Here is a 14,300-nt window from a genome sequence, read left to right on the forward strand (position 1 = left end):
TTTCAACTGAAATAACTATATCAAAATTACCAGGAAGCGCACAAGTTAAGTTTTACAAGCATCATGTTGCATTGAGCATTGAATACTTACTTCTTTTAATTCAGTAGGTTGCGGTGATAGTGCGTATGTAACTCCACCGACTATCAATGAAGACATCACAGAAGTTGCAATCATCAATAGAATTGGTAATTGGAAGGCTACACTAAAGGCAACACCTACTGTCAACATGATTGCAAAGTTTACAGAAGCAATTTTTAAGAAAGACAGTTGTGCTTTTTCTGTTTTTTCTAGTAATACTTTATTTGCTTTGGTTTTGCTTAATTCACTATTAAGTGTTGTATTTTTACTTTTTAGATCTTGTATTTGTTGTTTTAGTGATTGATTCTCTTCACTGAGTTTATCAAGTACTTCTAACCTATTCTCATGTCCAGCTAAGTCACTCTTTAATTTTTCTAGTTCTTTCTCAACATGTTTTAATTCTTTACCTGGCTTTTCTAACTTCCGAATTTGTCTATCTTGCAACTGAATTTGAGGTTGCAGACTTTCTAAAATTTGGTCATTAACTTCATTAGCTGCTCCATCGTTATTTATTTCAGAGCAGAAAGAAGTATCAAATGTAGCCTCAGACTCTAGACCGCTGTCGTCACTACTAACACTTTCACCAGTAATAGAATGAGAAGCGATTTGCTCACTCTGAATATTATCATTATTCCCTTTCCTTCTTTCATTCCACATTTGTATTTCCACTGCTATTGATTTTTCTCTATCATTTCCTAATTTAGTAATTCCATTCACAAATGAACTGACTCGAGTTATATTATCATTCTGAGATGAGTGGTCACAACTTCCTTCTCCAACTTGGATGTGAAAGCCTTTTATCTTCTTTCGCGAATGATTTTCTTCTGCCTCCTCTAACATTTGTACTATCGCTTCCTTATTTTCTGTATTACCTACCACCTCCCTTGGAGTCTTATTTTTACTTTTTAATGAAGGATTCACTCGATCATCACTTAGTAGTTGTTTTACCATGCTTTCATGTCCACAAGAAGCAGCAATATGCAAAGCAGTTATTCCATCATTTCTAGATCCATCTTTTACTCGAGCGCTAACACTTGCTTTCTTTTTCATTAGAAATTCCGCTATCAAAAGATTGTTGCATGCTGTAGCAAGATGTAACAACGTCCAATCTTCTGCAGCTTCTTCTGAAATTTTTATACTAAATTGATGTTCTTTACTAAAATTTTTACTAAACTTGTTGTACTCTCCTGCATCTTTTCCTTTTAACTCATTCTTTATTTTTTCAAGTAAATTATCTTCATCCAAATCGCTACTTTCACTTACCTCATTTATTATTTCAAAAAACTTCTCCTTCTCTATTGCCATAACCTTTCCCTCTAAATTTATTTTTATCTCTGCATAATCTCACAAAAAAGTTAAATTTATCAAAATTCTATATTTTATATAAAATAAAATTTCCTGTTTCCAAAAATTGGTAAGCATGTTTTTGATGAGATTGTAGAAAACATACTTTTATGACACCATTTATTGTACGAACTAACTTGGCGAAAACAGATGTTTATATAGTTGTGTGGCAAAATGTTTTGCACTAGTTGTGCTATCTCGTTTTCCGTAATAGTTGAAAAAATTAGTAGAAAGTTGTTGTAAGTTTATGTATTTTGAGGCTGTAATGGTCAAAGGTACATGAAGTATGATCAGAGTTAAAGGTGCAAGAGAGCATAATTTGCAGGGTATTGATGTCAATATACCAAAAAATAAGTTAGTTGTTATAACTGGACTAAGTGGTTCTGGTAAGTCTAGCCTCGCATTCGATACGATTTATGCAGAAGGCCAACGCCGATACGTCGAAAGTCTATCGGCTTATGCACGTCAATTTCTTAATATTCAAGATAAACCAGATGTTGAGTCAATCACAGGCCTCTCTCCTGCAATATCAATTAATCAAAAGTCGATCTCAAAAAATCCAAGATCAACTGTTGGAACCGTTACTGAAATTTACGATTATGTACGTTTGATATATGCACGAGTAGGAATACCTTATTCGCCTGTAACTGGGTTGCCAATAACGAAACAGGCTGTATCTCAAATTGTAGATACTATTATAGCATTACCTTTAGAAACTAAAATATATATACTTGCTCCTATTGTGCGTGGCAGAAAAGGAGAGCACTTCAAAGAGATATTGGAAATTAAAAAGCAGGGTTACGTGAGACTAAAAATAGATGGTGAAACATACAATATAGATGACTTGCCTAAACTCGATAAAAACAAGAAACATGATATTTTTGTTATTGCAGATAGAATCTCCATATCAGATGATATAGGAAATCGACTACCAAGCAGTGTAGAATCAGCATTGAGTCTGGGCCATGGCTTAATGTATGCAGAAATAGTGAACTTACCTGATAACCACAATTCCGAGTATAAAAATGGTCAAACTTTAACTTTCTCAGAGAATTTTGCATGTCCTGAGTCTGGCTTTACTCTTGAAGAAATAGAGCCAAGATTGTTTTCTTTTAACAGCCCCTACGGTGCATGCAGTTCATGCAATGGGCTCGGTAAAAAACTAAGTGTTGATGCAAAGCTAATAGTGCCAGATGAAACGCTCTCGATATCTGAAGGTGCTTTAAAGCCAATTGGATCAATATTCCGTCAAGTGCATACAAACTATGGATTGCTAAAAAATGCAATTCTATCACTGGCTGAAAATTGCAAATTTAGCCTTGATGTTCCGTGGAAGAATATAGACCAAAAAGTGAAGGATTTAATACTTTTTGGCTCTAGAGAAATGAAATTTCAAGGTTTGGTCAGTATCCTAGAACGCCAGATGGATTACGATGCATCACTTATTGATAGGTATTGTTCTGTTACTGACTGCAAAGAATGTGCTGGCTATAGATTGAGAAAAGAAGCACTTACAGTGAAAATTGATGAAAAACATATAGGTGAAATATCAAGGCTCAGCATCGATGAATCCCTTAAGTGGTTTGGAAATTTATCAGATAAACTTACAGAACAACAAAGGCAAATTTCAAATAAAATATTAAACGAAATAATCAAAAGGCTGACATTTTTAAAGAATGTAGGGCTAAATTACCTTACACTTGACCGTGAATCTAGCACTCTCTCTGGTGGTGAAAGCCAGAGGATCAGGCTTGCTTCGCAAATTGGTTCTGGTTTAACAGGAGTGCTATACGTGCTTGACGAACCCTCAATTGGCCTTCATCAATGTGATAATGATCGATTAATTGCCACACTTAAAAATCTGAGAGACATGGGTAATACTGTGATTGTTGTTGAACATGATGAAGACACAATAATGGCTGCTGATTATGTGATTGATATTGGTCCTGGAGCTGGCGTGAATGGAGGAAAAATCGTTGCAGAAGGAACACCACATCAGGTACAAAAAAATTCAGAGAGCATAACAGGACAGTATTTAAGTGGAAAGAAGGAAATTTCAATTTCAAAAAGAAGAAAGCAAACAACTCAGTTCATAAAGGTAGTTAACGCATGTGAGAATAACTTAAAAAATATAAATGTTGAATTTCCTATAGGGAATCTTATTTGTGTTACTGGAATATCAGGAGGAGGAAAATCAAGTTTAGTAATAGAAACACTATATAAATACTCAGCACAGAAGATAAATCATTCATCTGCAAAGCATGGTAAATGCGATAAAATAGAAGGCCTTGAGTATATAGATAAAATTATAGAAGTTGATCAGTCACCAATTGGTAGGACCCCAGCATCAAATCCAGCAACATATGTTGGTATGTTTACTCACATCAGAAATTGGTTTGCAGGTCTCCCAGAGTCGAAGGCACGAGGTTACAATATAGGCCGATTTTCATTTAATACCAAGGGAGGAAGATGTGAAGCTTGTAAAGGTGATGGGCATTTAAAGATCGAGATGCATTTCCTACCGGACGTTTATGTGAAATGTGAGCAATGTAGAGGACAGAGGTATAACCGAGAAACATTGGAAGTTACTTACAAGGGAAAATCAATTTCTGATGTGCTTGATATGACAATAGATCAAGCATGTGACTTTTTTGAAAATCTTCCAATGATAAAGGAAAAGTTGATTTCTTTACAGGAAGTAGGGCTTGGTTATATAACGCTTGGACAGTCGTCAACAACGTTGTCCGGGGGTGAAGCACAACGAATAAAGCTGTCTAAGGAACTATCAAAGCGATTTACCGGGAAAACATTGTATATTCTCGATGAGCCAACAACTGGGTTACATTTTGAAGATGTAAATAATTTACTGAAAATACTCCATAGGCTAGTTGATTTAGGAAATACTGTTATAGTTATTGAGCACAATTTACATGTTATAAAAACTGCTGATTACATAATAGATATTGGTCCAGAGGGTGGAGTAAAAGGTGGCGAAGTGGTTGCTGTAGGAACTCCAGAAAAAGTTGCACAGACTCCAAAAAGCGTTACAGGCAAGTATCTTAAAACATATTTATTGGATCAAGTATCGACTATTTCTTAATAATTAGGTTATGAGGAGCATTTTAAAAGGTATACCTAACATATTTAATTCATGAATCTTCTCTTATTAAAAAAAGCTACAGATCTCATATTTCCAAACGTATGCGTAAGTTGTGAACGTATAATTGATAAAAGTTATGATTTATGTAGTGAATGCAATAAAAAAATCAATTTTTTAACTAAGCATTACTGTAATGTTTGTGGTGTAGTAATTCCAGATAACATTGATACATGTGGTAGATGCATCAGTAACCCTTCACCATTTAAAGTATTAAGATCAGTTTTTGCCTACGATGAACATAGCAAAAATATGATTATAAATTTTAAATTTTTTGATAACTTAAACTACATGAAAGTCTACGCAAAGTGGATGTACAAAGCTAACAAAGACATGTTTCAAAATGCAGAGGTCATAATTCCCATACCGCTACATAAAATACGCTTATTTAAACGTAAATATAATCAAGCAGCATTGCTCGCGAAGGAATTAAGTAAGTTATCTTACTTATCTTATACACCATTTGCAATAAAACGTATTCGTCACACTGTACCTCAAGCTGGTCTTTCACTTAAAAGGCGTGAAAAAAATTTGAGAAAGGCTTTTAAAATAAGCAACAGCGAAATTATCAAAAACAAAATCGTGATATTGGTTGATGATGTAGTAACAACTGGTGCAACTGCAAGGTCTTGCTCTCAGGAAATTTTAAACTCTGGTGCAAGAGAAGTGAGAGTGCTATCGCTTGCAAGAACTGTATGAAAATCAGCTTTAAGGTATAATTTTCATTTTTGAAAACTGTTTAGTTTCTTAGTACTAACTTCTGTATCATTTCTCTTAAAAAAATTCTAGTTATAGTGTATACTGAGCCTATAATTATAGCCCTTTTTCTAATAGTTCGAATAGCTGGATATTCTTTCTGGCTCAATTTTTTATAGCAAACCAATGGTTTGATTAAAATCAGGAGAATATGGAGGCAGATATATAACTTCAGCACCGATACTTTTAACAAATTCACTTATTTTCTATAAAAAGTTGCATTATCCAAAATCACCCAGCAATAAAGCTTGAACTAGCTATTAAAAACGTCTGTATCGCAATAGCCTTCAAAAATCATAGGCGCCATAATTTTTCCCTTATTCAAAGCTGCAATCATATTTTTGAATACTCACTGCATTCAGAAAAAAATAGGTACATGCTAGTGTAATAGCAGTGGATATAATAATTGGAACAAGTAAAAAAGCCTCTATTAGTTTTCTTATAGAGCTGGCTGGTTTAATGCTGTTATTATTCAATGATGCAAAATAATTTTCACTAAGGTTGGCCATCCATTTTGCGCCAGATAAGACCCTCTCACTATTTTTTTTAGATAAGTTGACTTGTATTTGCTTTCCCATGTTTATAATTATGCTAATAATAAACATGATAAGATCAATATAAATTTTTTACTTCCGTGTTTTTTCTATTGTTGTTTATAATGACTATAGTTACATCACATATTTCTTTCAATTAAATGGATCAGTTATTTATTGCAAATCACTGACTTTTTTAATGGATTCTTTTTCTAAATAATTTCCAAAAATGTGTTTACTTTTGTTTGTAATTGTGTAGTAACTGCAACGTAAAGTTATAGGAGGTAAAGATGGATTTTGAAAATCTGAAAAAGATATTAAGTGCAATTGATAAAGATGCAAGTGTAAATAAAGATAACGTAATTAATAAAATAAAAGAAGTATTGCGAAGGGAAGATAGAATAGCGTATCAAGAGTGGGAAAATAAAAATTTTAGTATAAATCATAGATTCATCCAAAGTGATCCTGATACCGAATTTACATTATTAATTGCAGCTGCAGCAGCTGGCTGTAAGGATTTAGTGAATGTTTTATTAGATAGGCATGCGGATGTTCATGTAGAAGGTGAAAATAGAGAGACTGCTTTGCATCATGCCGTTTATAGTTGATGTGTAGGTGTAGTAAATGCTCTACTAAAAAAAGGTGCTGATGTTAATGTAAAAGACAGAGGTGGTAGTACTCCTTTGCATTATGCTACTATATATGAACTCATAGATGTAGTAAATGTTCTACTAAAAACAGGTGCAGATATTAATGTAAAAGATGAAAATGGTAGTACTCCTTTGCATTATGCTACTTTAAGTAACCATGTAGAGGTAGTAGATGCTCTGTTAGCTGAAGGCGCAAGTGTTCATGTAAAAGATAGAAATGGTAGTACTCCTTTGCATTATGCTGCTAAAAATGGCTATTTAGAGATAGTAGATGCTCTACTAGACAGAGGTGCAGATGTTTATGAAAAAGATAGTTTGCAGAAAACTCCTTTGTATTATGCCATTATAAATCACCAAGAAGATACGGTAGAGAGTATAAAAGAGTTTTTAAAAAATAAAGTAGTTCAAGGTAGTGTAGTTGTTGGTGGCTTAGTTGCCATGTTAGGGAATTTTGTAACATCGACGCTTTTTATAACCGAGACAATGGAAATTACATTAACATCTGTTACGGCAGCAATAGCTGTATCTGCATCAACAGCATTAACATCTGGTTATGCTAAATATCTAATGTCAAAATTCGATAACGAAATAAAAGAAATAAAAGAGCGACAAAACGTAATGGAAGGGAGGCAAAGCTTAACAGAAGGGTGGCAAAGTGTAGATCTACAAAGCATACGTATACATAATGCTCTTTCGTAACTTTTTACTTCCGCACTTCTTTAGTGTTGCTTATAATAACTATAGATTTAGATCTTAATTAGAGGCTTTAATTACCTACTTTAAGTTATTGAATTTCTTATCATAGCATCTATCATTCCAGTACCCTGGAATGAAAGAAAAAGAACACTGAATTAAAAATACAACATACCATCTTATATCTTAATACTGCATAATACCTCGATTATAGATTGATTAAGGACACCTTGAGTTATCTCTTTAGTTAGTCTTGCTTTACTATGAAAAGCTTGTACTCTTTAAATGTATTATTTATAAATTCACTGTTTATAAGCTAAAATATGTCTAGTAGAGCTAATATACCTTTTTTTATAGCTGGTGCTATTGCTTCTCTTACATTAATTACATCTGGAGTTTTTGCTGTAGCTCCTTACGTTGCATTTTTATCTTCAGTTGCAGCTTTAAATATAGCTCCCCCTGTTATTTTTATTTTGTTTGCGCTTTCTGCAGTAGTAATTGTGTTTTCATATAAAATGATTGAGCAAAGTAAAAAATCTCAAGAAAACTCGAAAGCTGAAGTCAAAGAGCTAAATAAAGAGTCAAGTAAAGAAGAATTAGAGAATGAAGAGGCTAAAGAAAATAAAAAGAAGCTTAGTGATCTAGAAAAAAAAGTCGAGAGAATTTCAGATAGTTTTGTAACGAAAGATAAAGTGGAGGGGTTAGAAAAAGTGGTTGGTGACCTTTTTGCACAGTTAATTAATAGTACTGCAATAGATGAAGTAGAAGAAAAGTTGAGTATGGAATTTTATGCAAAAGGTGAAGAAAGAGGGTGGAATACAACATTTAGTGATATTATATTACCAAATAACATAAAAGAAAAATTGAAAGGGATTTGTAAGTTACAAGGCAGAGGATATCTCTTGTACGGTCCACCAGGAACTGGTAAGACTAGTATTAGTAAGGCAATTGCAAATCAAACTAAATCTCTGTTTGCGTTTATGTCTGTTTCTGCATCTTGCTTGTCTAATCAATCAAATATAGATCAGGTTTTTGAGAAAGCAGAGGCAAACAGTCCGTGTATAATTTTTATAGATGAGATTGACGGCATTGGCAAAAAGCGCACTTCCATTGAAAATGCAGGACCTTTAACTCATTTACTCACTAAATTGGATGGAGAGTTTTTATCCTCAAAAAATATAACGGTAGTTGCTGCAACTAATCATAAGAATCATTTAGATCCTGCGCTTATTAGGGGTGGTCGTTTGGAGTGTATTGAGGTTCCTGGGCTGGATAAAGACGATACACGTCAAAAAATATTACAAGAACGGCTCGAAAAATTAAAAGATAGCGATATGAAAATTCTTGTACAGGCTAGTAAGGGATTCGCAATGGCAAATCTGATTTGCTTAATCAATAAAATAAACGAAACTACAGAAAAGGAAGGCGAAATAAAATATCTTCGCACTTTCTGTAAAAATTTCAAAAAGGAGCATAACATAAAAGATGAGCTAGATAAGAAACATAGTAACGGAAAAACTAAAAACAAGGATATAAGGCTATCATCTGGAAGCTTATCTAGAAGTTCATCAGTAAGCTCTTCATTGAGTGATGTATCTTCTCGAGGAAGTAAGCGGCAAATCGAGGAATAAAGAGAATTACTACACAGTCTGGGATGACGCCATGCAAGTGACACAATTCGAATCATGTCATTCCAGTGCGTGACACTGGAATGGCTTTGTTGCATAGGTCAAATAAAAAGAACTGGCAGTTACTGACAAAATTCACTATAAGACAAGCATTTAACCTACTAAAGAAAAATATGCCACAAAAAATGAGAGTCAGTAACTGCCATGAATATAACAAATTTCTCCAAGAGAGGGGAAATATTTTTTATTACGTCAATGATGCCATAGAAAATTGGTACGAAAAAGGTCCAAAAATGGCTGGTGGCAACTATATTTATAGCGATAAGGTCGTGATTCTGGTTCACATAATAACTTATTTATTTAGAATAGGTCTGAGACAAACAGCGGGATTTATAGCAGGGTACCTTGAGCAAGTAAGGAAAAACTTGCAAGTTATTAGCTATTCCCAGGCCTCAAGAAGGCTTAAAAAACTTAACATCAAAATTAATGATCGAAGACATGATAAAAATAATACAGAAGATATTGAGATTGCCATAGATAGTACTGATCTACAATAATATTCCAGGTCATAGCAAGGCAAATGGTACAGATAGAAAGTATCGCTGCTATGAGCAAACAAGAAAACTGCATGTAATGCTAGAGATAGGTAGCAAAAAAGTTATAGCAGCAAAATACAGTGGCGGAGTTTATTCTGACCACTATGGAGCATGTGATCTTATTGCAAGGATTGATGTTAAATATAATATAAGCACACTATATGCAGACAGGGCATATAATCGAAAGAAGTTATACAAACTGTGCGATGAGCTTGACATAAAGACAAGGATTCCTCCGCAAAATAATGCAATAGAGCATCCAAAGTTGGATTATATGGATGAGAGAAATTCTACAATCAAGCTCATAAAGTCATATGATGAAGATGGTATGAAGAGGTGGAAAAAAGAGATAAATTATGGGAAGAGATCTTATATAGAAAGTTTTTTCTCGCGACTGAAGCAAACATTTGGGTTTAGTTTTAGAAACAAATCTGAGGTTAATCGTGAGAGAGAACTGCTACTCAAGTGTTATTTGCTTAACAAATTTACTGATATAGGCATGGCTAAATTTGAGATAGCTTCATGAATTTATTCCACGTTACCTATTATCCGAAGAGTGATGCAACAAAGCCTGCTGGAATCCAGTTTTTCATTTCATCAAATTTAGCATAAGCTCAAGTTTGCTTATAAATTTTTCTGGATGCCAGTGTCTGGGCACTGGCATGACATTATGGAATTTGGGCTCCAGTGTCAACTACTCTAATGACACCTGATTATGATGAAAGAAATCTAATGATTTATATAAACCCCATAGCGTGGCGAATGAAGCGTTTTTTAAGAAAATTTGAATTTTCAACTATCATTAAACCAAATGCTCTAGCGCAAAATATTCTGTTGGAAAATATCCTATTTAGTCCATCAGTTGCAAGTGCCATAGTAAAATTATCAAAGTATCTGTCACGTGAAATTTTCTTCAATAGATAATTACTGCCAACATCAATGCCAGACGCTTTTGCAGTAGTTATTTGTCTAATAACACTCTCTACATCTCTCATTCCAAGATTAAGTCCTTGACCTGCAACTGGATGGATTGAATGTGCTGCATCGCCAATAAGCAAAATTCTGCTTTTATGCAGCTTTCTCGCAAAAGTAAAACTCAAAGGATAAAGTCTTCTTTCACCCTCTAATTCAATTTCTCCAAAATAAGAACCAAATCTTTTTTTGAGTTCTGTGACAAATTCCTCTTTGGATAAGCTCATCAGCATTTTTGAAATTTCGCATTTTTCTGTCCAAACTATTGAAGAATTATAGCCACCTTTCATTGGCAAAATTGCAAATGGACCACCAGGAAAAAACCGCTCTACAGCTAAGTTTTGGTGATGTAGTTCATGTTTTACATTAAATACCATGCTATTTTGTTTATAACCAAATTTTATCATTGGTATAGAAAACAGCTCTGGCAGCTTAGAGTTTTTACCTTCAGCGCAGATAAATAGCGATGATATCAATTTTTGATCATTATCAAGAGTAACTTCCACGTATCCTTCGTCACAAGAAATTGTTTTATAGGAACGTGGAGAATATATATTGAGTTTATGCAAAAAATTATTATTGATTGCATTCCATATAATAGCGCTCTTGATTACATAGCCCATTGGCTCTTCACCGACCATTTTATGGTCATAATGCACAGTAAATGGACTATCTCCATCTAATATGCATATATCAAGTATTGGTTCAGCTTCGCCTTCTAAGAGTCCCCAAATCCCTAATTTTTCTAGTATTTTTTTTGATCCTTGAGAAATAGCGAATGCTCGATTATCATCAATTGCACGTGGTAAACTATTTTTCTCAATTACGGCTACAGATACAGAGTCATTACTCAGGCCAATAGCAGTAATAAGACCAATTAGCCCACTACCTGAAATGATTACATCGTAATTCATTTTATTAACCTAAAATTACATTCTACCCATTTTTAAAATAGTTTAAACGAACTTTGTAGATACTGAACTTCTCATTACTATCTTAGTTATAACCAAAATAGTAATAAAATATTAATTATTTTACACTAGATTAGGTCTAATTTTATTAAAGGAGCTAGATTATGACTACAGATTGCAAAAAAGAATTACTAAATTGCATTAACAAGTACAGAGAAGAACTTGCAGAAAATAAAGCAGCAATTAGACAAACTTTAACTAGCGATAAAATTAATATAAGCGATTACTTTTATCAGGGTGATAAAATCTGTAACAAAGAGCTGTTTAACATAGGAAGTGAGTGTCAGGATACAAAATATGGTAGTCGACAAGAATATACGTATGATGAGTGGAAGGAAAAAATTGAAAAACCTCATGCTAAAGATTTGCTAAAGATGTTACAAAATGAAGTAAAAGGTAAAATATTAAAAAGTTTTGAAGATTATGAAAAATATCATAAAAATGCTACTGAAGCTATAAAAAGAGAATTAGACATAGATTCAAAATTAAAGGCAATACTCAAAGAAAAGCAACAACCAGAAACTGATGTAACTCGAGCATATTATGACGTTATACGAGGTTTATATGAAAATGGAGACATGCGCTCTCAACTAAAGTGCAATGATCTTGATTGTTTTAATAGAACAATAGAAGATAATCTATCTCAAAAACAATCCGAGCTAGCTGCTATAAAGGATGACTTTTTGGATAATACGCAAAATATTTTTCAACATATTCAAGTTGAAGATAGTATTTTTTAGAGAAATAAGATTATGCTATTTTTTTAATGAAATTTCTTAAGTGGTAGATTATTTTTTACAGCTATAGCTGAGGTAGCTGTCACTACCTGAAATGTAACAAATAAAATACCAATCTTAAATATTGCTATATTTCACGATAGTTTCTCAACTTGACGCACATGCTTTTGGAACATTCTCATTTGTCAAATAGTTTCTGGCATGCTACACAATCTGTAATGCAGGTTTTAACTTACTTTTACGCAATATTGATCATTCTTGAAAAGCAATCTAACATTTTCTATTCCTTGATTACGAAGCTTTGATGCAGCTGATTTAGCTACCTGAGCGTTTACAAAAAATGCTACATATCCCTTACTTTCTGCATTGTTTTGTTTTGGGTGACGTTTCTGCATTTCTTTTTCATATTGCCTTTTGTAATGAGGAGTATTTTGTATCAATTGTTCTGACCTCTTTCTTAAGTACTCGACTTTTACCTTAGCAAGCCCAGACTTATGAAGTCCTAAAACTTGTGCTGCTTTTTCTGACAAGTCTATTATTCTACCTTCAACAAATGGCCCTCTATCATTAACTCTTATAACAAGCTTCCTTCCATTTTCTAAATTAGTAACACGAACAAAGCAGGGTAGGGGCAAGGTCTTATGTGCTGCAGAAATCAAGTGACGATTAAACACTTCACCGTTAGCTGTAATTGTGCCATGATCTTCTATTCCATACCACGATGCTATTCCTACTTCCTCATAACAGCTACAGTATTTTGGGTGGTAGGTGATACCATTTATTGTATAGCTATTGCCAATTTTATAATGACCTGCGGTGTGATTACACCTATTGCTAAAACTACAACTACTCATCAAAACGAATATTAGACATAGAAAGGCTAGTTTTTTTATCATTGTACTTAGTGAAATGGTTCGATACCATGAGGGTTTTAAATTATACTATAATAAATTTAGTAATAAGTAAACGTCTACTGCCAAATATGCACAGCACTAAAAAAGAAGTAATACATATAATCGGTATAGGTGGAATTGGAATGAGCGCAATTGCTGAAATTCTTCATAATTCCAGTTATAAAGTTCAAGGCAGTGATACGCGATCAAACGACAATATAGACAGGTTACAAAAATTAGGTATAGAGGTCTATATTGGTCACAATGCAAGTAGTATTAGACAAGCTCAAATAGTTGTACATTCTTCCGCAATAAAACCTGATAATGTGGAGCTAGTTGCAGCAAGAAATAGCAATAAAACCGTTTTGCATAGGTCAGACATGCTGGTTAAAATTATGAAAGGTAAATATGTGATAGCAGTTTCAGGTTCAAGTGGCAAGACGACGACGACAGCTATGATTGCTTCCATTTTTGATCATTCTGGTGATGACGCCACTGTAATTGTTGGAGGAATATTAAATTCCTATCAGAGTAATGCAAAACTTGGCAAAAGTGACATTTTCTTAATTGAGGCTGATGAGTCTGATGGAACTATGTTAAAAATTCCTGCAGATATTGCTGTTGTAACAAGTATTAATGACGACCATATAGACCATTACGGTACATTTAACGACATCAAAAATGCGTTTTCTAGATTTGTAAACAACGCGAATTTTGCTATTTTGCCTGATTCTGCAGACATCAATCATGATGCGAGTAATTCTATAAAGTTTTGGTTTGGAAATGGTAAAATTAGAGCTAGCAACATCAAACAACACAATAATAGCATAGAATTTGACGTGCTGATTAGTATAAACGAAAGTAATCGTATTCCATTGTCCACTACTCGAGTAGTTGAGAGGGATGGAATAAAAGCAGCCCTTTCTTCATCACCTCAATGCTTGAAACTGGATTCTCGTTTCAATGTTAAACAAGATACTATAGAATTTAAGAGGACAATCCCTAGAAAATCTCTACATTCAAAAAAAGTAAATCGTACTAATGCTATTTGAACAAGCTAGCGTAAAAGTAAGCTAAATTTTTTAAGGTACAAAAATAGCAAGAAACAGTTGTTTGAAAAAAATTGGAATTTGATTGGATTGCTGAAATTTGGCTCTCAAACTTTAGATGCATGAGCAAGATAATACTCTTTAACTAATATAGATTAGGTGATTTGGAAGAGATACATCTAGAGCAGCTGGCAAAGTTACAATACATATTACCGCAATAACTAGAAATGAGAAGGATCTATA

Annotated in this window: 8 protein-coding genes and 4 pseudogenes; 8 read left to right on the top strand and 4 right to left on the bottom strand. The window is 33.6% G+C overall.

The window, feature by feature from the left end; all coding sequences use genetic code 11:
* Positions 1-45: 45 nt before the first annotated feature.
* A complete protein-coding gene (locus M1L26_RS02270; protein ID WP_211907977.1) occupies positions 46-1,383 on the bottom strand; it encodes an ankyrin repeat domain-containing protein in 1,338 nt (445 codons plus the stop codon).
* 325 nt (positions 1,384-1,708) lie between these two features.
* On the opposite strand from M1L26_RS02270, the gene uvrA reads away from it, so the two are divergent.
* Both uvrA and M1L26_RS02280 read left to right on the top strand, forming a co-directional pair.
* Positions 1,709-4,522: an excinuclease ABC subunit UvrA gene (gene uvrA, locus M1L26_RS02275; RefSeq protein ID WP_211907979.1), complete on the top strand. Its 2,814-nt coding sequence runs from the start codon at positions 1,709-1,711 to the stop codon at positions 4,520-4,522.
* A gap of 51 nt (positions 4,523-4,573) precedes the next feature.
* Positions 4,574-5,278 (top strand): ComF family protein, encoded by a 705-nt coding sequence (locus M1L26_RS02280; RefSeq protein ID WP_211907982.1) that lies wholly within the window; start codon positions 4,574-4,576, stop codon positions 5,276-5,278.
* 165 nt (positions 5,279-5,443) lie between these two features.
* Here the strand turns inward: M1L26_RS02280 and M1L26_RS02285 are convergent.
* Positions 5,444-5,675 (bottom strand): annotated as a pseudogene (locus M1L26_RS02285) (transposase); the annotation flags it as partial.
* A 483-nt stretch (positions 5,676-6,158) separates the two neighbouring features.
* On the opposite strand from M1L26_RS02285, the gene M1L26_RS02290 reads away from it, so the two are divergent.
* The 4 genes and pseudogenes from M1L26_RS02290 to M1L26_RS06545 all read left to right on the top strand — a co-directional run bounded on the left by M1L26_RS02290 (position 6,159) and on the right by M1L26_RS06545 (position 9,961).
* Positions 6,159-6,476, top strand: coding sequence for an ankyrin repeat domain-containing protein (locus M1L26_RS02290; RefSeq protein ID WP_250120342.1), 318 nt, complete (start codon positions 6,159-6,161; stop codon positions 6,474-6,476).
* A gap of 21 nt (positions 6,477-6,497) precedes the next feature.
* Positions 6,498-7,217 (top strand): annotated as a pseudogene (locus M1L26_RS02300) (ankyrin repeat domain-containing protein); the annotation flags it as partial.
* Between the two features lie 317 nt (positions 7,218-7,534).
* Positions 7,535-8,842, top strand: coding sequence for an AAA family ATPase (locus M1L26_RS02305; RefSeq protein WP_250120343.1), 1,308 nt, complete (start codon positions 7,535-7,537; stop codon positions 8,840-8,842).
* A gap of 170 nt (positions 8,843-9,012) precedes the next feature.
* Positions 9,013-9,961, top strand: a pseudogene (locus M1L26_RS06545) (IS5 family transposase).
* Between the two features lie 211 nt (positions 9,962-10,172).
* Here the strand turns inward: M1L26_RS06545 and ubiH are convergent.
* Positions 10,173-11,321: a 2-octaprenyl-6-methoxyphenyl hydroxylase gene (gene ubiH / locus M1L26_RS02320; protein WP_250120344.1), complete on the bottom strand. Its 1,149-nt coding sequence runs from the start codon at positions 11,319-11,321 to the stop codon at positions 10,173-10,175.
* Positions 11,322-11,482: 161 nt separating this feature from the next.
* Here ubiH and M1L26_RS02325 point away from each other — a divergent pair, with 161 nt between their 5' ends.
* Positions 11,483-12,118 carry a hypothetical protein gene (locus M1L26_RS02325; RefSeq protein WP_250120345.1) on the top strand — a complete coding sequence of 212 codons (636 nt, stop codon included), beginning with the start codon at positions 11,483-11,485 and terminating at the stop codon, positions 12,116-12,118.
* 224 nt (positions 12,119-12,342) lie between these two features.
* On the opposite strand, the gene M1L26_RS02330 is transcribed toward M1L26_RS02325, so the two are convergent.
* Entirely contained in the window at positions 12,343-13,011 is a 669-nt protein-coding gene (locus M1L26_RS02330) for a septal ring lytic transglycosylase RlpA family protein (protein ID WP_012481726.1), read from the bottom strand.
* A 26-nt stretch (positions 13,012-13,037) separates the two neighbouring features.
* Between M1L26_RS02330 and M1L26_RS02335 the strand changes: the two are divergent.
* Positions 13,038-13,866 (top strand): annotated as a pseudogene (locus M1L26_RS02335) (Mur ligase domain-containing protein); the annotation flags it as partial.
* Positions 13,867-14,300 lie beyond the last annotated feature (434 nt).

Origin of the sequence: Wolbachia endosymbiont of Ostrinia scapulalis, from assembly GCF_023559145.1 — a bacterium.
Classification (GTDB): Bacteria; Pseudomonadota; Alphaproteobacteria; order Rickettsiales; family Anaplasmataceae; genus Wolbachia.